The 18,254-nt window shown below is 72.0% G+C and carries 12 protein-coding genes; 7 read left to right on the top strand and 5 right to left on the bottom strand.

Features of this window, described 5'->3' with window-relative positions:
- Positions 1-35: 35 nt before the first annotated feature.
- Together ACMA1D_RS12085 and ACMA1D_RS12080 are read right to left on the bottom strand one after the other, a co-directional pair.
- Positions 36-1,634, bottom strand: coding sequence for a thiamine pyrophosphate-dependent enzyme (locus ACMA1D_RS12085; protein ID WP_414723903.1), 1,599 nt, complete (start codon positions 1,632-1,634; stop codon positions 36-38).
- Between the two features lie 108 nt (positions 1,635-1,742).
- A complete protein-coding gene (locus ACMA1D_RS12080) occupies positions 1,743-3,227 on the bottom strand; it encodes an MFS transporter (protein WP_414723902.1) in 1,485 nt (494 codons plus the stop codon).
- A 718-nt stretch (positions 3,228-3,945) separates the two neighbouring features.
- On the opposite strand from ACMA1D_RS12080, the gene ACMA1D_RS12075 reads away from it, so the two are divergent.
- The 5 genes from ACMA1D_RS12075 to ACMA1D_RS12055 all read left to right on the top strand — a co-directional run bounded on the left by ACMA1D_RS12075 (position 3,946) and on the right by ACMA1D_RS12055 (position 11,304).
- Positions 3,946-6,249 carry an MMPL family transporter gene (locus tag ACMA1D_RS12075; RefSeq protein ID WP_414723901.1) on the top strand — a complete coding sequence of 768 codons (2,304 nt, stop codon included), beginning with the start codon at positions 3,946-3,948 and terminating at the stop codon, positions 6,247-6,249.
- A 124-nt stretch (positions 6,250-6,373) separates the two neighbouring features.
- Positions 6,374-7,162 (top strand): IclR family transcriptional regulator, encoded by a 789-nt coding sequence (locus ACMA1D_RS12070; RefSeq protein ID WP_414723900.1) that lies wholly within the window; start codon positions 6,374-6,376, stop codon positions 7,160-7,162.
- 455 nt (positions 7,163-7,617) lie between these two features.
- Positions 7,618-8,643 carry a glutathione S-transferase family protein gene (locus ACMA1D_RS12065; protein ID WP_414723899.1) on the top strand — a complete coding sequence of 342 codons (1,026 nt, stop codon included), beginning with the start codon at positions 7,618-7,620 and terminating at the stop codon, positions 8,641-8,643.
- A 527-nt stretch (positions 8,644-9,170) separates the two neighbouring features.
- Positions 9,171-10,106 carry a methyltransferase domain-containing protein gene (locus tag ACMA1D_RS12060; RefSeq protein ID WP_414723898.1) on the top strand — a complete coding sequence of 312 codons (936 nt, stop codon included), beginning with the start codon at positions 9,171-9,173 and terminating at the stop codon, positions 10,104-10,106.
- Positions 10,107-10,431: 325 nt separating this feature from the next.
- Positions 10,432-11,304 carry a polysaccharide deacetylase family protein gene (locus ACMA1D_RS12055; RefSeq protein ID WP_414723897.1) on the top strand — a complete coding sequence of 291 codons (873 nt, stop codon included), beginning with the start codon at positions 10,432-10,434 and terminating at the stop codon, positions 11,302-11,304.
- A gap of 183 nt (positions 11,305-11,487) precedes the next feature.
- Here the strand turns inward: ACMA1D_RS12055 and ACMA1D_RS12050 are convergent, their stop codons facing one another.
- Positions 11,488-13,782: a glycosyl hydrolase family 18 protein gene (locus ACMA1D_RS12050; RefSeq protein WP_414723896.1), complete on the bottom strand. Its 2,295-nt coding sequence runs from the start codon at positions 13,780-13,782 to the stop codon at positions 11,488-11,490.
- A 658-nt stretch (positions 13,783-14,440) separates the two neighbouring features.
- The gene (locus ACMA1D_RS12045) at positions 14,441-14,914 is read right to left on the bottom strand and encodes a GNAT family N-acetyltransferase (RefSeq protein ID WP_414723895.1); all 474 of its coding nucleotides are present in this window, start codon (positions 14,912-14,914) and stop codon (positions 14,441-14,443) included.
- 207 nt (positions 14,915-15,121) lie between these two features.
- On the opposite strand from ACMA1D_RS12045, the gene ACMA1D_RS12040 reads away from it, so the two are divergent.
- Together ACMA1D_RS12040 and ACMA1D_RS12035 are read left to right on the top strand one after the other, a co-directional pair.
- On the top strand, positions 15,122-15,745 hold the full coding sequence (locus tag ACMA1D_RS12040; protein ID WP_414723894.1) for a TetR/AcrR family transcriptional regulator: 624 nt from the start codon (positions 15,122-15,124) through the stop codon (positions 15,743-15,745).
- A 1,042-nt stretch (positions 15,746-16,787) separates the two neighbouring features.
- The gene (locus ACMA1D_RS12035) at positions 16,788-17,897 is read left to right on the top strand and encodes a helix-turn-helix domain-containing protein (protein ID WP_414723893.1); all 1,110 of its coding nucleotides are present in this window, start codon (positions 16,788-16,790) and stop codon (positions 17,895-17,897) included.
- A 91-nt stretch (positions 17,898-17,988) separates the two neighbouring features.
- Here ACMA1D_RS12035 and ACMA1D_RS12030 read toward each other — a convergent pair whose 3' ends face one another.
- Positions 17,989-18,189, bottom strand: a complete 201-nt coding sequence (locus ACMA1D_RS12030; RefSeq protein WP_414723892.1) for a hypothetical protein — start codon at positions 18,187-18,189, stop codon at positions 17,989-17,991.
- Positions 18,190-18,254: the final 65 nt, after the last annotated feature.

Genomic DNA, 18,254 nt, shown 5'->3' with positions numbered 1-18,254 from the left:
TGAGCGGAAACGGGCGGGACACCGGGCCCCGGCAATCACGGGCGAAAGGCCGGATCGGGCTCGACGACGACCTCAAGCACGAGCGGCTCCGTACGCGTTCCGAACGACGTGGCCAGCGAGCTTAGCTCTCCCACCAGCTCTTCGTAACGGGTGATGCGACGCGCGGAGCAACCCAGCGACTCGGCCAGCGAGCAGACGCTGACCTCGTCGAATGCGGGCCAGGGTGCCTTGCCACCCTGCTGTTCGGCAAGCCTGTCCATGATGGCGTAGCGTCCGTTGGCCAACACGATGAAGACCGCGCCGACCCCGTAGTGGGCGGCCGTCCACAGGGCCTGGATCTGGTAGAGCGAGGAGCCGTCGCCGACGACGGCGACCACCGGCCGGTGCGGCACGGCCATCCGTACGCCGATCGCCGCGGGCAGTGCGAAGCCGAGCCCGCCCATGGCCGCGCTGAGGAAGTCGAGCGGCTGCCGGGCCGGCACCAGGGCGTGCAGTTCGGGGCGGCTGGACGGGGTCTCCTCGACCAGCACCGTATCGGCGGGCAGCCGGTCGGCGAGGGCGGACAGCACATGGGCGGCGCGCAGCGACTCGCCCGGCAGCGGCGGACTCGGCCGCTCGGCCCGGGCGGGGATCGCCGGCGCCTGCTCGCGCGCCGGCACCCGCTGCGCCAGGGCGGCGCAGAAGGCGGGCAGCGGGGCGAGCACGGCGAGTTCGGCCGGGGCGCGTTGGGCCTCCTCGGCGTCGTCGGTGATCAGCGCGAGCCGGGTGCCCTGGTGCACCAACGGGCCCGGCACGTAGGCGTATTGACGGAGGATCGGGGCGCCGACGGCGAGTACGAGATCGTAGGGGGCAAGGGTGTCGCGCAGTCGGGTGCGGTCCGCCGGCAGGTGGCCGGCGAACAGCCGGTGGTCCTGCGGGAAGCCGGCGCGGGCGCCGAACGACTCCTGCCACACCGGGCAGTTGAGCCGCTCCGCGAGCGCGACCAGCGCGGCCCAGCCGGCGTCGGTGTCCGCGGCGGCCCCGGCGACCAGGGCGGGGGAGTGGGAAGCGGCCAGCATGTCCGCGAGGTGGTCGACGGTCTCCGGATCGGCGCCGGTGGCCTGGCGCAGGACGGTCGGCGCCGGCAGCGGCAGATCCTCCGCGGGCTCCGCCCAGTCGTTCATGGGCACGATCACCAGCGCGGGGCCGCGTCGGACGCGGGCGGCGTGCGCGGCCCGACCGATCGCACCGGGCACGTCCTGGGCGCGGGTCGGGGTCTCCACCCGCACCGGATAGTCACCGCCCAGCCCCTCCAACCGGCCGGTGAGAAAAGGTACTTGAGTCAGATGCCGGCGGTCCTGCTGGCCGACGATGACGACCAGCGGCGCCCGGTTGACCCGTGCGGTGGCCAGCGCGCCGACCGCGTTGCCGAGCCCGGCCGTGGTGTGCAGCAGGACCAGCGCCGGCTCCTCCCGTGCGATGGCCCAACCGGTCGCGGCCCCCACCACCGAACCCTCGTGGAGGGCGAGGACGAAGGAGAGGTCGCCGGGGAGATCGGTGAGGAGCGACACCTCGGTGGAGCCCGGGTTGGCGAAGAGGGTCGTCATGCCGTGCTGACGCAGGACGTCGAAGGCGGCGTCGCGGACGGTGCGCATCGTGGTGGTTCCTTTGTTCTGGTGTTTCTGGGAGGGAAAGGCCCCGGCCGGGCACCGAGGTGGTCCGGCGGGCCCCAGAGGCCCACGGGTGGGCGCTGTGACGGCGGGTTACCCCGGCAAGGATTTACGGGTGCGAACACCGGTGAGGAGGCAGAAGCCGGCGACGACGATGGCCGCGTCCAGCCACACGGCCGCGGTCCAACTCCCGGTGGAGTCGCGCAACACCCCGCCGACGGCCGGCGAGAGCACCGCCCCCGTCTCGCCGATGAGGTTCTCCATGCCGAACGCCGAGCCACGCAGCTCCGGCGGCGCGAGCTCGGCGGTCAGGGCGTGGCCCACCGGTTGGAGGGCGTTGAAGAAGAGGCTGGCGGTGAACAGCAACACCCCCATCACCCACAGCGAGGGCCGCTCGGCGGCGCCGAGGTACCACGCGAAGGCAACGGTGAGCAGGGCCTGGACCGCGGTGCAGGACAGCATGATCGACTTGCGGCTCCAGCCGCGCCGCACCCCGTAGTCGGAGAGCCAACCACCTGCGGGGAAACCGAGGATGCCGGCGCCGGCGTTGAAGCCCGCGGTCAGTGCCGCGCTCGCGAAGGAGGAGTGCGCGGCGCCCGCCACGATCGAGACGGACCAGAAGCTGAAGAACCACAGGTTCCACAGGATCGCGATGTTGGCGAGGTAGAGCAGGAACAGATCCCGGTTCTTCAGCACGGGCCCGAGCTCTTCCCCCTTGCGGGCCAACGCGAACAGCACGAGCCCCGCGGCCAGCGCGACTTCGAGCACCGCGATCCACAGGTCGGACAGGCCCGAGCGGTCCCCGATCACGTACACGGCCATCACCAGGATCAGCGAGACGGCGGCGTAGGCACCCAGGTGCGCGGTGGCCAAGCAGACGGTGCGCAGTTGCAAGTGCGTACGGAAGTACCAGGTGGTGGCCAGGCCCACGAGCAGGGTGGCGACCCCGAGTATCCAGAAGGCCATCCGCCAGGCTTCGACGTCGGGCAGCACCCACTTGCCCATGTCGATGAAGTGGGGAGTGCCGACGATGGCGATGGTGATGCCGAACGCGAGACCGGTGATCACCACCCCCATGGCCAGGCTGCGGTCGCGCGGCGGGGTGGTCGCGGTGACCAGGGTCCGGTCGTTGGAGTAGAAGGCGCCCTCGCCGAGCCCCGTCACCACGCGGACCACGATGAACGCGATCAACCCACCCAGGAATCCGGTCACGATGGTGGCGATGCCGGCCCACAACAGGCTCACCACGATGAGCGTGCGATGGCCGTACCGGTCCCCGAGGTAGCCGCCAGGGAACTGGGTGAGCATGTAACCAGCGAAGAACAGTCCACCGATCAACCCGCCCAGGGCGTGCGGATCGTCGGCGTCGGCGAGGAACCCCACCCCGTTGTCGATCATCCAGGAGACCACGGGTCCGGTGACCGCGCGGTCGGCCGCGCTGACCGTCCAACCCAGGAGCAGCAACAGCCACAGGGAGTGCCAGGGGCGAAGGCGTCCGGCCACGCCGACCGCGCCCTTGCGGGGTCGGTCACCGGTCACCGGTTCTGGGGCCGGAACGTCCTCCGGTGCAGCCTTCATCGGATCTCCTTGCTCGGGAGCGGGGCCTGGCGGCCCGCGGCGTGACGTCCAAGGGGGCGCCCCGATCGCATCGCCCCGCGTGGTGGAACGTGCCGAAGCCATAGGGGTTGGTACCCCGTGCGCCGCCGCCTACCACAGCCCGCGCGGATCGCGGCGGCCACGACCGGCGCGGCGCTGTCAGGACCTTCAATGTAGAGACGATGCCCGCACAGTGGAATGGGTGTCAGCCTGTGTTCTGCTCTGTCGAACAGTGGCCCTCTCCCGCGGGATGCGCAGTGGGCGCGTAGTGGGTGCGCGCCGCGTCGAGCGCTCCTGTCCGGAACGTCAACACCGCGTACGAGGGGGGGTGTTGACGAGGTGCGTGCCGACGGGGCGCGGCCCGCACGAGGGTTCCTTCGAATCGGGCTAGCTATTGGAGAGTGCTGCTCTCTATTATAGATAGTGAAACTTGCTGCTTACGGGGGTGTGTCTGCCGTCGTGGGTGCCGCGCACGACGAACCGTGCCGGTGCCGCACGGCGGAGGGACACCGCGGAGAGGCGGCAGCCGGCCCGCCGACGGGCCACCGGCGCGTGCCCCGCACGCCCGCTGACCCCGTCGACCCGTGGCGTACGGCACCACAGGGCGACCGCTGCGCCCGTCGCGATCGACGGGCCGGCCGCACCCAGGGGCCGTGCCCCCGCGGCCGGCTGAGCCGCCGTCACGAGGAGATGCTGCTCGATGTTCACCTGGATCGCCCGCGTCGCACTCGCGCGGGCCCGACTGATGCTCACGCTGGCCGCCGTGGCCGTGGTCGCCATGGCTGCCGTGGGCGTGGGTGCGTTCGGAAAGCTACAAGGCGGCGGGTTCGACGACCCGGACGCCGACTCCACCCGGGCCCAGACCCTGGTCGACACCCGCTTCGGGGGCGACGCCAACCTCGTCTTCCTGATCCAACCCGCACCGGGCGACACGGGGAGCGACCACGCGCCCGACGGCCCGCCACCGGCCGTCGCCGAACGCGGCCGGGCCATCGCCGCCGGCCTGCGGAATGAGCCGCACGTCACCCAGGTCCGCTCCGCATGGGACGCCGGCGGCACCGCCCTGACCTCGAAGGACGGACACAAAGCGCTGGTGGTGGCCCATGTCCAGGGCAACGACAGCCAGACCGAGGACCGGGCGAAGGAACTCGTGGACCGCTACGGCGGCGAGCGAAGTGGCGTCCGGGTCCAGGCAGGCGGACAGGCCGCCGCCGGCAACGACATCACCGCCCAGGTCGGCAAGGACCTCGCCCTCGCCGAGGCCATCGCCATCCCCGTCACCCTCATCCTGCTGGTCCTGGTCTTCGGCAGCCTGGTAGCCGCCGCGCTGCCGCTGGTCGTGGGCCTGGTCGCGATCGTCGGCACCTTCGCGGAACTCTTCGTCCTCGGCAGCCTCACCGACGTCTCCGTGTTCGCGATCAACCTGACCACCGCACTCGGCCTCGGCCTGGGCATCGACTACGCACTGCTGCTCGTCAGCCGGTTCCGCGAAGAACTCGCCGCCGGCGCCCCGGTGCCACGAGCGCTGCACACCACGGTGCGCACGGCCGGCCGCACCATCGTCTTCTCGGCCGCCACCGTGATGGCCGCCCTCGCCGCACTCCTACTGTTCCCACCCTTCTTCCTACGCTCCTTCGCCTACGCCGGCATCGGCGTGGTGATCATGGCCGTACTCAGCGCCCTGCTGGTCGTCCCGCCCCTGCTGGCGCTCCTCGGCCCCAAGGTGAACAGCGGACGGGTGCCCTTCACCTCGGCCCACTGCGGCGCCGAAGCACCCTGGTGGGGACGGCTGGCCGGCCTCGTCATGCGCCGGCCCGCGCTGACCGCGCTGCCGGTCCTCGCCGTCCTGCTGCTCGCCGCGAGCCCGCTGCTCGGCGTCTCCTTCGGCACCCCGGACGAACGCGTCCTGCCCCAGGACTCGGCCAGCCGGCAAGTGGCCACCCAGATGCAGCGCGACTTCCCCGAGAACGGCAGCGACGCCCTCCAGGTGATCGCCACCGGACCGGTCACGGGCGCGCCGCTGCGCACGTACGCCGCGCAGTTGTCCCGACTGGACGGCGTCGTCCGGGTGGACACCAGCGCCGGCACCTACCGGGCGGGCGACCACCAGCAGGCCACGCCCGCCGCCCGGGCGCTCGCCAGCCCAGACGCCCAGCGCCTGGTTGTCGTCGGCGCGCCCGCCCCGAAGTCATCGCAGGCCAGAGACCTGGTGCGGGCCGTACGCGCCGTGCCGCCGCCGGCCGGCGCCGAGGTGCTCGTGGGAGGTACGGACGCGCAACTCGTCGACACCATCCACGCCATTAACTCCCGGCTGCCGCTGGCCGGCGGACTCATCGCGCTCACCACGTTCGTACTGCTCTTCCTGTTCACCGGCAGCGTGGTGCAACCGTTGCGCGCCCTGCTCCTCAACGCCATCAGCCTGGCGGCGGCGCTCGGCGTCATGGCCTGGATCTTCGCCGACGGCCACGGCGCGGGGGTGCTGGACTTCACCGCCCAGCCGCTGGACACCTCCATGACGATCCTGTTGCTCTGCGTCGCCTTCGGACTCTCCATGGACTACGAGGTCTTCGTCACGAGCCGGATGAAGGAGCTGCACGACGCCGGCGTCACCGGCCACCGCGTGGTCACCGACGGGCTGGCCCGAACCGGCCGCATCGTCACGGTCGCCGCCGGCCTGCTCTCGGTGAGCTTCTTCGCCTTCGGCACCAGCAAGATCAGCTTCCTGATGATGTTCGGCCTGGGGAGTGGCCTGGCGATCGTCATCGACGCCCTCCTGGTCCGCGGCGTCCTGGTGCCCGCCGCCATGCGCCTGCTCGGCGGGGCGGCCTGGTACGCGCCGAAGGCGCTCCGCACCCTGCACTCCCGCATCGGCCTGTCCGAGGCCGACGCCACCCCGGCCCCACCGGGCGCGCCCGAGCAGACGAACCCGATGGACGCCACCGCCCTCACCGCCCCCACCAGCGCCGGGACGAAGGAGACCGCCACCCGCGCGGGCGCGCGCTAACCCCGGCCGCACCCGCCCCAACCGTCGGCCGGCACGCAAAGGCCCCGTGCCGGCCGACACCCCACCGCTCGTGCCAGCCCCCACCCTTCCGTACAACAGAACGCCTCGGATTAAGCTTTCGGCCATGCAGAACACTCCGGAAGGCGACGTCTACGGCGCGAGCTCGGTGGCGAACGCGCTGCGCACCCTGGTCTACCTGGGCGGCCGGGACGCCGTCCGGGTCACCGACGTCAGCGAACACCTCGGCGTCGCCCGCTCCACCGCACACCGGCTGCTGTCCACGCTCCGCGGGCACGGCTTCGTCGAACAGGTCCCCGACGGCCGGCAGTACCGGCTCGGCCCCGTACTCCTCGGCCTGGCCCACGGCCGGGCCGTGGTGGAGTCCCGGCGCCGCATCGGCACCAGGGAACTGGTCCGGCTGGCCCGGCCACACCTGGAACGGCTGCGCGACGCCGCGGCCGAGACCACCAACCTGCTCCAACTCGACGGCCCCGACGCGGTGTTCCTGGACGGCGTCGAGGGCCCACAGCCGCTGCGCGTCGCCCCGCGCACCGGTGACCGGCTCCCGGCCTACTCGACCGCCGGCGGCAAGGCCCAACTGGCCGAACTCCCGGGCGAGACGGTGCGCATGATCTACCCCGCAGGTCTTGAACACCTGACGACGTCGACGCTGCCCGACCTCGCGGCGCTGGAGCACGACCTGGCCGAGTGCCGCAAGCGCGGCTACGCGCTCAACATCGACGAGAGCGTGCCCGACGTGCACGGCATCGGCGTCGGCGTGCACGACCGCGAGGGCGCATGCGTGGTCGCCGTGACCATCTCGGCGCCCAGCACCAGGATGGGCGCCGAACGCGCCGCCCGCTTCGCCCCCCTGCTGCGCGAGACCGCCGCCGCGATCGAAGCCGAACTCTAGGCAACCACCCATCCGGTCCCACCCGACCCCACTCCAACCCAACCCGCCGCAACACACCCCACTCCAATCCGCGCCACACCTGCCCGTCACACCCACCACGCGCCGCCGCCCCACCCTTCCCGCCCCAGTGGTGCCACCCACGGGCCCACCGGATGGCGGTGTCGTCACTGCCCGGCCCCGGCGCGCCGGGAACGGAAGACGGCGCTGTGCCGGGCCCCGGGGCGCGACCGCCGGGGTGTGCTGGCCAGCCGTACGGGTACCCGCCACGCGTCCCGCCGCGGAACGGGCCCGCCCGCAGGCGCCGCGCACGCCGCCACCGAAGCCGTGCGCATACCCCCGCGGGGTTGCCGCCCGGCCGGTGCGCACCGGCCGCCGTGCCGGCCGGACGCCACGCCCGGCCGGGCCCCGGCACGGGCCAGTGGCCCGACGACGGGCCGACCGACGAGGAGGGCGTGATGGGCCAAACCGAGACCGAGCCGGGCAACACCGCGTACGGGAGGAAGCCCTTCCGCCGTTCCGCGAGCCACTTCACCGACCGCATCACCGCCGACGGGGCCGACGGCTGGCCCGTCGCGGCCGGCCGCTACCGGCTGGTCGTCAGCCGCGCCTGCCCGTGGGCCAGCAGGGCGGTGATCTCCCGCCGGCTGCTCGGCCTCGAAGAGGCCCTGCCGATGGCGATCGTCGACCCCATCCAGGACGACCGGAGCTGGCGCTTCACGCTCGACCCGGACGGGCGCGACCCGGTGCTCGGCATCCGCTACCTGAGCGAGGCGTACGACGCGCGCGAACGCGACTACCCGGGTGGCGTGAGCGTGCCCGCGGTCGTCGACGCGGCCAGCGGACGCCTGGTCACCAACGACTACCAGCAGCTCACGCTCGACCTGGCCACCGAATGGCGCGCCCTGCACCGGCCCGGCGCCCCCGACCTCTACCCCGCCGACCAGCGGGACGCGATGGACGAGCTGATGGCCACCATCGGCCGCGACCTCAACAACGGCGTCTACAAGGCCGGCTTCGCCACCGAGCAGGAGGAGTACGAACGCGCCTGCCTGGCCCTGTTCCGCTGCTGGGAACGGATCGCGCAACGCCTCACCGACCACCGCTACCTGATGGGCGACACCCTCACCGAGGCCGACATCCGCCTCTTCACCACCCTGGTCAGGTTCGACGTGGTCTACCACGGCCACTTCAAGTGCAACCGGTGGAAACTGGCCGAGGACCCCGTGCTGTGGGCCTACGCACGCGACCTGTTCCAAACCCCCGGGTTCGGCGACACGGTGGACTTCGACCACATCAAACGCCACTACTACCAGGTCCACACCGGCATCAACCCCACCCGCATCGTCGCCCTCGGCCCCGACCTCGCCGACTGGCTGACCCCGCACCACCGCGAGCGCCTCGGCGGCCGGCCGTTCGGCGACGGCACCCCGCCGGGGCCGGTGCCGGCGGGGGAGGAGGTCGGCGCGGCGGGCCGGCCGTGAACCGGTGGCGCGCCCGCGTCACCGCGTACGCCGGACGTACTACCCCCGCCGCAGCCGCGCGGGGGCGGCGCCCCGGAGGCGACGCACGGGGAATCGGTCAAGTTCCACCGCTGCCCCCCGGCCGCGCCGCCTCGCCACCACGAGCCAGCGCCGGACGCTCCACCGCTGGTGGGGGACTTCGCGCCGGCTCGCCGTCCGCGTCGCACATCGGCGACACGCCGGCGGGCACGGGGCCAATCCGCGAGCCTGCCCGGCAGCGCGCCCACCCGGACCGCAGACAACCCGGGACCCGGGTGGCACGCTGACGTGACGGGCCGGACACCGGCGTACGCGTCGCCGCCGCCCTCCCGGCCCGCTCGCCCCACCTCCACCCGCGCCCGCCGGCGCCAGCACACACCGCACACCACACCGTCCCGGGGCCGAACCCGTGGCCCCACGCCCCCGCGGCACCCTCCCGCCCCCACAAGCGGTGCACGGCCTCCCACCCACCCCATCGGCAACTTGTGCAGAAGGGACCCACGACGGCCATGGCTGACCTCGACACCACCCCCACCCCGACCCCCTCCCCGACCCCCTCCACGGACCCCGCCACCGAATCGACCACCCCCGACACACCCACGGCGCTGACGCCCGACGAAGTGGGGGCCATGTACGACGAGTCGGGCGATCTCATCGCCATGACGCTCGGTACGGCCGCCATCCACGTGGGCCTGTTCGTCCCGCACGACACGCCCCGCCGCTCCCCCTCCCTGATCGACCTCGCCGACCTGGCACAGGAGCGCCAGACCGACTTCCTCATCGACACCCTGGCCCCCGTCGCCGACTCCGACCTGCTCGACATCGGCTGTGGCACCGGCGGTCCCACGGTACGGCTGGCCGAACGCTCCGGTGGCCGGGTCACCGCGGTGACGGTCAGTCAGCAACAACTGCTCCGCTGTCGGCAGCGGGCCCAGGACGCGGGGCTCAGCGAGCGGATCACCTTCGAGTACGGCAACGCCATGGACCTGGCCTACCCGGACGCCACCTTCGACGCCGCCTGGTCCATCGACTGCTTCGCCCACCTCTCCGACCGGCCGGCCGGATTCCGCGAGGCGCGCCGGGTGCTCCGCCCCGGCGGTCGCTTCCTGATGACCGAGTTCTGCCGGCGCGGCACGCCCCCGGTGGAACAGTCGACCGCCTTCGCCCGCCTGTGGGCCAGCCCGCCGCCCAAGCCGTTCCCCGACCTGCTCGCCGAGGTGCACGAGGCCGGGTACGAGATCCTCCAGGTGCAGAACATGACGCCGAACATGGTGCTCTGTAGCGATTTCATGACCGTGCTGTACAACGACCGGCGCGCGGAGATCGAGGAGCGGTTCGGCAAGGAGGCCACGGCCCAGACCGACGCCGTCATGGACCTCTACCGCGCCTTCTCGCGCGACCACCTGGCGTACTACCTGCTGGTGCTCGGCGCCCCGCAGGAGTGAGGCGGATCCGCCCGCGCGGGCTGAGGGGCCTGCGGCCGGCCGGGACCGGGTGGGCCACCCACGACGACCCCGCCCCGGCCGGTCCGCCCCACCGGGCCCGCCGCTCCCGCGCCGGGCTGCCCGGCGCTCGCCCCGCCGCCGCGGGAGCGGGCGCCTACGGCAGCCGCGGGTAGCCGCCGCTCCGGCCGGTGCCACCCTGTCGCGAACGCCACCCCACCGGCGGCAACCCCCCCGGCCGCGCCCCGCGCCCCCACCCGTCGCTCACTACCCTGGTGGTCCGCGCCGGCCCCACCCTGGCGACACCCTGGCGACGAGGTGAGCATCGATGGACCACCCCCCCTACGACTACAGCCCCATCGTCGGCCGCGAGCCGATCCGTTGGCCCACGGGCGCCCGGATCGCCTTCTACGTCGCCGTCAACATCGAGCACTACCCCATCGACCGGCCCGGACTGAGCATCACCGCGCACACCACCGGACTCACCCCCGACCCGCTCAACCACGGCTGGCGGGACTACGGCCCCCGAGTGGGGGTGTGGCGGCTGATGGAGTGCCTCGACCGCTACGGGCTACGGGCCAGTGCGATGGTCAACTCCGCGGTCTGTACGGAGTATCCGCAGATCATTACCGCCGGAATGGACAGAAACTGGGCCTGGGTCGCGCACGGCGCGGACAACTCCCGCCACCAGTCGACCATTGCGCCCGAAGCGGAGCGCGACTACCTGCGCGAGGTGGTCGACACCATCGAGCGGGCCACCAGCAGGCGTCCCCGCGGCTGGCTGGGGCCGGCACTCACCGAGACCTTCCGCACCCCGGCCCTCCTCGCCGAACTGGGCCTGGAGTACGTCCTCGACTGGGCCAACGACGACCAGCCGTACTGGCTCAGGGTGCCCGGCATGCTGAGCGTGCCGTACCCGATCGAGGTCAACGACATCACCCTGTTCGTCGGCAAGCACCTGTCAGGGCCCGACTTCGTCCGCCTCGTACGCGACCAACTGGACCAGCTCTACGCCGAATCCGCCGACAGCGGCCGGGTGATGGCCCTGGCCCTGCACCCCTTCGTCATCAGCCAACCCTTCCGCCAGCGCTACCTGGCACAGGCCCTGGAGTACGTGGTGGGTCACCCGGGCGTCTGGCTGACGACCAGCGACGAGATCGCCGCACACTACGCCAGCACTCACCCGCAAGACACCGCCTGACGGACCCCGCCAGCCCGGCGGTGGCGTACGCGCCAAGCGGCCCGGCCAGCGCGAGGCGCGGGCCGGGCCGAGGGCGCTGGGGCGGGAACCTGCCCCACCCCAGCGCGGGTGGTACGAGGTGCTAGGGGTCCGCCGGGGCAGGAGCGCCCCCGGTGGCGTGACGCGGGCCGGGGCCCTGCGCCGCTACTTCAGACCCTTGTCGATGGCGTTCATCAGACTGCCGTTGGGGGTGTCACCTGACATTTCCCAGATCATCGCCCCGAGCAGGTTCTTCTGCTTCATCCAGGCGGTCTTCTTGGCGATCGACCACTCGTCGTCGAACGACCACCACTGACCGCCGGGGCCGGTGTAGCCGTACGTCGAGATGGACTGCTCGTCGTGGTGGATCGTCATGTTGGGCACGCTGGACAGCATGTTCTGGTACCCGCGGATGCCGGCTTCCTCGGCGAACTGGCCGGGCGCGGCCCCCTTCGCCGACTGCCACTCACCCTTCTTGCCGCCCTCTTCCACACCCTGCCAACCACGCCCGTAGAACGGGAACCCCATGGTCAGCTTGCGCGGGTTGACCCCGGCGTCGATGTAGGGCTTGAGGGCTTCCTCGATGCTGAAGTGCGTCGGGTACGGGTCATCGGTGTCGGTGAACAGGTTGCCCTGGTGGCCGGTGCGGTTCGGCTCCCACGAGTTGTCGCTGCCCGAGCCGTGGAAGTCGTAACCCTGGACGTTGGCGAAGTCCAGGTAGTTGAAGATCTTCGACAGGTCCCAACCCTGGTCGATCTTGACCGGGTCGGCCGGCGTGAAGGCGGTCAGCAACTTGCGCTCGCCACCCGTCGCGTCGAGCTGCTTGCGGAACTCGGCCAGCAGCGCCGTCAGGTTCTCCTTGTCCTTGACGTTGTAGTGGTTGCCCGGGTGGCCACCGTCAGGCGAACCCGGCCACTCCCAGTCGACGTCGATGCCGTCGAAGACGCCCGCGCCGGTGCCCGGGCCGCCCGCGCCGTTGTAGGCGGGCAGGTTGCCCTTGATCCAGACGTCGACACAGGACTTCACGAACTTCTCGCGCGACTCGGGCGTGGCCGCCGCGTCGGAGAAGAACTTGGAGAACGTCCACCCGCCGAGCGAGACCAGCACCTTGAGGTGCGGGTGCTTGGCCTTGAGCTTCTTGATCTGGTTGAAGTTGCCGCGCAGCTTGCCCCAACCGTCGTCGGCCACGCCGTCCACCGACTGGGCCGCCGACATGGGCCGCCCGTAGTCGGCGTCCGCGTCACCGGCGCCGGTGCCCTGGTCCGGGTCCTGCGGGTCGGTCGTGGTGCCCTTGGTGACGCCGGCCATGCAGGTCAGGTTCTTCGGGTCGAGGTTCTCGAAGGCGTAGTTGATGACGTCGAGCTTGGCAGCCGCACCCGAGGTGTCCAGGTTCTTGACGAAGTACTGGCGACCGTAGATGCCCCACTGGACGAAGTACCCCACGTTGAGGTGCTGGCCTTCGCCCGCCAGGTCATCGGTGGTGACCTTCACGGTGTTGGAGGCGGGGGAGGAGTTCTCCGCCGCGTCCCGGGCCTTGACGGTGAAGGAGTACTGGGTGACCGGTGAGAGACCGCTGATGGTGGCCGTGGTGGTGTCCGCTGCCACCGTCTTGGCCAGCTTGCCGCCCTCGTACACGTCGTACGCGGCCACGCCCACGTTGTCCGTCGCCTTCTCCCAGGCCAGCGTGACCGTGGAGGAGGTCTTGGCGGTGGAGCGCAGGTTGCCGGGGGCGGTCGGCGGGGTCGGGTCGCTGGCGGGGTCCACGGTGGTGGCCGTCACCGGCGCGCTGAGCGGGCTGAGGTTGTCCCGGCGGTCCTTGGCCCGCACCGCGAAGGTGTAGCTGGTGGCCGGGGTGAGGCCGGTGACCGTCGCCGAGTTGGTGTCCGAGGTGGCGACCGTCTTGCCGTCGCTGACGACCTCGTACGACTTGACCGGGTAGTCGCCCGCGGAGGAGGCCGGCCAGCTCAGCGCGATGCTGCGGGCGGTGGCCGTGGTGACCTTGGGCGTGCCGGGCGCGGTGGGCGGCACGTCGGGCGTGCCGTCGCACTTGTCGCCGTTGATGGTGCACGTCGTCGGCGCCTTGGCCGGCCCGTTGCCGATGAACCAGTAGCTGAACGGGTCGCTGCTGCCGCCGGCCGGGATCGTGCCGTTGTAGTGGGCGTTCTTCACCGAGACGTGGTTGCCCGTGACGGTGGCGTCGCCGTAGTAGTGCCCGTTGGTCGTGGTCCCCGCCGGCAGGTCGAACTCAAGCTGCCAGCCGTTGACGGCCGCGGAACCGCTGTTGTGGATGGTGTACGTGCCCTTCCACCAGGAGCCGTTGTCCTGGATGGAGAAGGTCGCGGTCAGCGTCCCGGCCGCCTGGGCGGAGCTCGACAGACCGGTCAGCAGGGCGAGGGGTAGGACGAGGACGGTGAGCAGAGCGGCAACTCTGCTCCGAAATCTGCGATGGTGTTGAGACATGGCTCTCTCCCTGTGGGGGGTTGTACAGGGGACGTGCAGAACCGAGCACACGCGCTACCTGGGGGCCGTGGTGCGCGATTCGTGGGGCGTCGGCGGCCAGGGAAGCAGTCGTACGGTAAATGGTCTGGACCAAGCCGTCAACGGTTCTGGACGTGGTGGAGCGGGCCGGGGGCAGAAGCTGCCACGACCGCCGGCCACTGACCGCGAAGACGCCGCACTAGGCGGACGGATGGTGGCCGCGCGCTGCCAAGGACCTGGTCAGACGGGTCCCCGCGGCACACCCCGCGATCGCGCGGGTCGCCGCGGACGAGCGAATGGTCGGTGGCCGCCCGAGGGCCCCGAGCGCCGCGTCCGGGAGCTGACGCACCGTCAATGCCTGGTCAGCGGTCGGATCCGCGCGGGTGGTCTGGGCCAGTGACCGGGCCGGGGCCCCGCCGGCGACCGTGTCCGCCGCCGGCGACCGCGATCACGGGAGACGGGGCGGTACGCGAGGGCGCCGGCGTCCGGTGGCGCGATCGCCGTCCCGGGGTGGGCAGGCTCGACGGTCGGTCAGATGGAGGGGGCGGCTGGCGAGTGGGGGTGGGGTCGACAGGGTTAGGGGTGGGGGAGCGCCCGACTGGGGTTCTCCGCGGCCCCCAGGGGGGGCGCTGACGGTGTGTCAGGGGCGCCAGTACAGGGCAGGGTCGGGGTGGTCGGCGAAGCCCAGTGCCCGGTAGAGCGGCTCCCCTTCCGGTGAGGCGTGCAGGTCCACGCGTGCGACGTCGCGTCCCGCGAACCAGTCGAGCAGCCCGGTCATGATCGCCCGGCTGTGCCCGCGCCGGCGGTGGGCCGGCTCGGTGATCACCCCGAGGACGGTGCCCACCCGGCCGTTGGGCAAGTGCGGGCTGGGCAGGCGCTGCTCGACCACGCCGATGCCGCAGGCCGCGAGCCCGCCACCAGTACCGTCGACGACCAGCACGTGCACGTCCGGCGCCGACAGGTGCCCGACCAACACCGTGGCGAGGGCGTCCCGCCATCCCTGCTCCGCCGGCGAAGGGTTGAAGAACTCACCGCCGAGCGTTTCGAAGAGCAGCGCCCGTAGGTGTACGAGCTCGGGAATGTCGGCTTCGGCGGCCTGCCGCGTCACGGTCATGTAATGAGCCTAGAGAGAATGCGACGCTTACAGCAAGAGGGGTGGGAGGTGGAGGCGGGGCGGGTGGTGCGCCTGTCGAGGGTGTGCGGCCGTCCTGCGGTGCACGTCTGGTGCCGGTCCGGGATGGGGTGGGTGGGCGGGGTGCTCCCGCAAAAGTGCAATGGGTCAACTTATGGATTCGGTCAGGCTCCGCTGTAGGGTGACCCCATGGTTGATGCGACGATGGGGCGCCGCGAGCGCAAGAAAGCGGCCACGCGACAGGCCCTGGCCGATGCCGCCCTCGCGCTCTTCCTGGAGCGCGGCTACGACCGGGTCTCCATCCGTGACGTGGCCGAGGCCGCGGACGTATCGACCACCACTCTCTTCAAGCACTTCCCGGGCAAGGAGGCGCTGGTCTTCGACGAGGAACCGGAGCGGGACGCCGCCCTGGTGGCGGCGGTACGCGAGCGGGCCCCGGGCCAGTCCATTCCGCAGGCCCTGCGCGAGCACGTGCGACAGGCCAGGGGCGGCCGGGACAGCGACGAGCGCTTCGCCGCCTTCCGCGAGTTGGTGCGGAACACGCCCGCACTATCCGCCTACGCCCACCGCATGTGGGTGCGCCATCAAGGCACGCTGGCCCGGGCCATCGCCGCCGAGGTGGGCGCCGCCGCCGACGACCCGTACTGCGCCGCCCTGGCCCGGTTCGCCCTGGAGGCCCCCGACATCGACCCCGCGGCAGGCCCCGACGCCCGCTCCCTCGACGCCGCCTTCGACCTCCTCGAACAGGGCTGGAACGCCCTCCCGTACGGCTCCGCCCCCCGCCCGAACGCCCCTGAGACGGAAGCCGACTGACGCCGCCTCACCTACGCGCCGGCCCGTGGCCGCAGGCGAGCGCGCCTGCGGTCACCGCGCGTAATGCGCCCTGGCTGAAGGCCAGATGGAGTGTCCGGGACCGCAGCGCCACCCCCGCTGACCGCCGTACGGCCCGGCCGGGTGCCCGTGACGCGTCGGATGGTCGATGGCGCAGCTAGGTGGCGCCTTGGGGGAGGCTGGCGGCGCAATTCCGCCGCCGGCGGTCGATGGGGTGAGGCCCGCGGCGTCGCGCTGAACCCGGACCGGTGGGCCGGCGCCAGAGGAACGAGCAACTCAATGAGGGGCGTTCCGGGGTGAGTTGGGGGCGTGCACAGCGCAAAACGCTACCCCCGCTATATGGCGATTTGGGCGCTAACGGCGACCGATGTCGACCGACTATCGCCGAATGAGCTCCGCATGTTGTGGATGTGAACATCCGGGAACCGCGAGCAACCCATTTACGGACGGTAGTGATGGTCGATGGTATGAGTGAGCGGGTAGCGTCATCGAGACCACGGAGGTCCCGGCACCGGCGCCAACCATGCACCGGGACCCTCCGCTCTTGTCGGAACTCCACGATCAAGGAGGGTGTTGTGCCTCCCGACCTTTTCCGCGGCCCGGCCATGACGTCTGTCAGTCCGCGGGAGTCCGAAATTAGCATCCCGCGCGACCCGGGTCATGAAACCCCCCTGGAGCTTGACAGCCGAGGCAACAAGCACGAATTCGCCCTGCTGGAAGCCGTGTTGACGCAATGGCAGCGGGACTCGCTCGCTGACGCCCACGGCGAGCGGGCCACCGCGGGACGGCGGCTGGAACGTGCCGGGACCCCCTCGTTCCCTTGTCATCGACGCCTTCGCCGTACCTGTGGGCTCCCCACAGCAGTCGGCCCTTGTTGACACTGATGTCGATCGGAGGCACTCGGATGTCGCGCGTCCCGGAACCAGACTCGAACCGGAAGGCATTTTCCGCCCCGCACCGCGGAAAACTCTCCGATTCCGCACCCCGTTACTCGTTTCACACTCCCCTCGAAAGGGCGACACCCATGGACCCGAAGGCGCAGGGAGACGCCGATTCCTGCCGCAACTGCGGCAAACCCGTTGGCCAGAACGGCGGCGTCGGTCGCCCGCGGCAGTACTGCAACGACGCGTGCGGCAAGGCGTACCGCAGCTCTCAGCAGCGCGCCCGTCAGGCCAGGACCCAGATGGTCGACCACGAAGCACTGGCGATCGCCGAGCAAGCGGTGCAGCACTTCCAGGAGATCGAACGGCTGATCCGCGGCGGCCACTGCTTCGACAGCCTGGCGCTGCTCACCCAGAGCCACTCCGTCACGGTCGACCTGACCGCGGTCGTCGTCCAACAAGCGCGCGTCCGCAAGAGCAAGTCGGTGGACATCGCCGCGGCGCTCAGCATCAGCGTCGACAAGCTCTCCCGCCACTACCCCACCGGCCGCTACCAGCGGAGCGTCACACGGCGGAAGAGCGTGCCGGTGGACGCGCCCCGCGCCCGCAAGGCCCGGCCCAGAAGCGACAGGACGGAGGAGGGCGCGCGGGGCGCCGGCGCGGACGGATGCACCGGGTTAGCGGGACTGGCCGGCCCCGACGGGCCGTTGACCAGGGCGCTGACCCACCTGCACCAGGCCAGCGGCATGACCCTGCGCGTCGCAGGCAACAAGAGCAACGTCACCGCCTCCTACCTGTGCCGCATCCTGACCGGCGAACGCGTGCCGTCCTGGACCGTCACCCGCCGGTTGGGCGAGGTCTACGGCGTGGACCCGGCCGACCTCCACCCGCTGTGGGCGGCGGCCCGCGGCTACTGCACGCCGGAGCCGCCGGGCCTGGACGCCGCACTGCGCGGCCTGCGCCTGGCCGCCGGCAGCCCGACCGACGCCGAGATCAGGAGGCTGAGCGGCGACCGGCTCGCCCTCGACGTCATCCGGGACGTGTTCGACGGCACCCGGGTGCCCGAGTGGGAGCCCGTGCAGTGGCTGACCATCGCGGTCGGCGGCCAGCCCGACCTGATCCGCCCGCTGTGGCAGACCGCCAGGCGGGAGGGCCGACACGAGGGCCGTCCCGAGGGTTGCGCCACGGGCGCCCCCCTCCCGTTCACCACCCCCACCGGCCCGCACGCCCTGCCGGCCCAGGCGTTCGGATGAGCCTGCCCGGCCCGCCGCCGTCCCCCGGCCCCGGCTGCGGCCCCGTGGTGTTCGAGGGCTTCCGCACCCTCTACACCGGCCCCTACCTCGGCTACGCCCGGGTCCACCTGGGCACGCGCCGGGCGCCGGACGCCGTCCGCTCCACCTTCGCCGCCGTCGCCTGCCAGTGGTCGACGGTGGTCAGCAGCAGCAACCCCACCGCAGCCGGGTGGGCCCAGTTGGTGGCACACACGGGCAGCCGGCTCCAGCCGCTGCCCGTGCCCGCCCACTCACCGCTGGAGTACGACGCCATGGTGCTGCACCACGTCCTCGGCTACAGCGTCGGGGGGGGGGGGGGGGGGGGGGGGGGGGGGGGGG

This window comes from Streptomyces sp. 796.1, from assembly GCF_047525675.1.
Classification (GTDB): Bacteria; Actinomycetota; Actinomycetes; order Streptomycetales; family Streptomycetaceae; genus Streptomyces.
This window is presented reverse-complemented; position numbering and strand designations above follow the sequence as displayed.

Excerpts from the sequence above, each read along its gene's own strand:
- ACMA1D_RS12035 (WP_414723893.1), top strand. The coding sequence starts at position 16,788 with ATGGACCCGAAGGCGCAGGGAGACGCCGATTCCTGCCGCAACTGCGGC.
- ACMA1D_RS12075 (WP_414723901.1), top strand. The coding sequence starts at position 3,946 with ATGTTCACCTGGATCGCCCGCGTCGCACTCGCGCGGGCCCGACTGATG.
- ACMA1D_RS12050 (WP_414723896.1), bottom strand. The coding sequence starts at position 13,782 with ATGTCTCAACACCATCGCAGATTTCGGAGCAGAGTTGCCGCTCTGCTC.
- ACMA1D_RS12045 (WP_414723895.1), bottom strand. The coding sequence starts at position 14,914 with ATGACCGTGACGCGGCAGGCCGCCGAAGCCGACATTCCCGAGCTCGTA.
- ACMA1D_RS12040 (WP_414723894.1), top strand. The coding sequence starts at position 15,122 with ATGGTTGATGCGACGATGGGGCGCCGCGAGCGCAAGAAAGCGGCCACG.
- ACMA1D_RS12055 (WP_414723897.1), top strand. The coding sequence starts at position 10,432 with ATGGACCACCCCCCCTACGACTACAGCCCCATCGTCGGCCGCGAGCCG.
- ACMA1D_RS12060 (WP_414723898.1), top strand. The coding sequence starts at position 9,171 with ATGGCTGACCTCGACACCACCCCCACCCCGACCCCCTCCCCGACCCCC.
- ACMA1D_RS12030 (WP_414723892.1), bottom strand. The coding sequence starts at position 18,189 with ATGGCGTCGTACTCCAGCGGTGAGTGGGCGGGCACGGGCAGCGGCTGG.
- ACMA1D_RS12070 (WP_414723900.1), top strand. The coding sequence starts at position 6,374 with ATGCAGAACACTCCGGAAGGCGACGTCTACGGCGCGAGCTCGGTGGCG.
- ACMA1D_RS12065 (WP_414723899.1), top strand. The coding sequence starts at position 7,618 with ATGGGCCAAACCGAGACCGAGCCGGGCAACACCGCGTACGGGAGGAAG.
- ACMA1D_RS12080 (WP_414723902.1), bottom strand. The coding sequence starts at position 3,227 with ATGAAGGCTGCACCGGAGGACGTTCCGGCCCCAGAACCGGTGACCGGT.
- ACMA1D_RS12085 (WP_414723903.1), bottom strand. The coding sequence starts at position 1,634 with ATGCGCACCGTCCGCGACGCCGCCTTCGACGTCCTGCGTCAGCACGGC.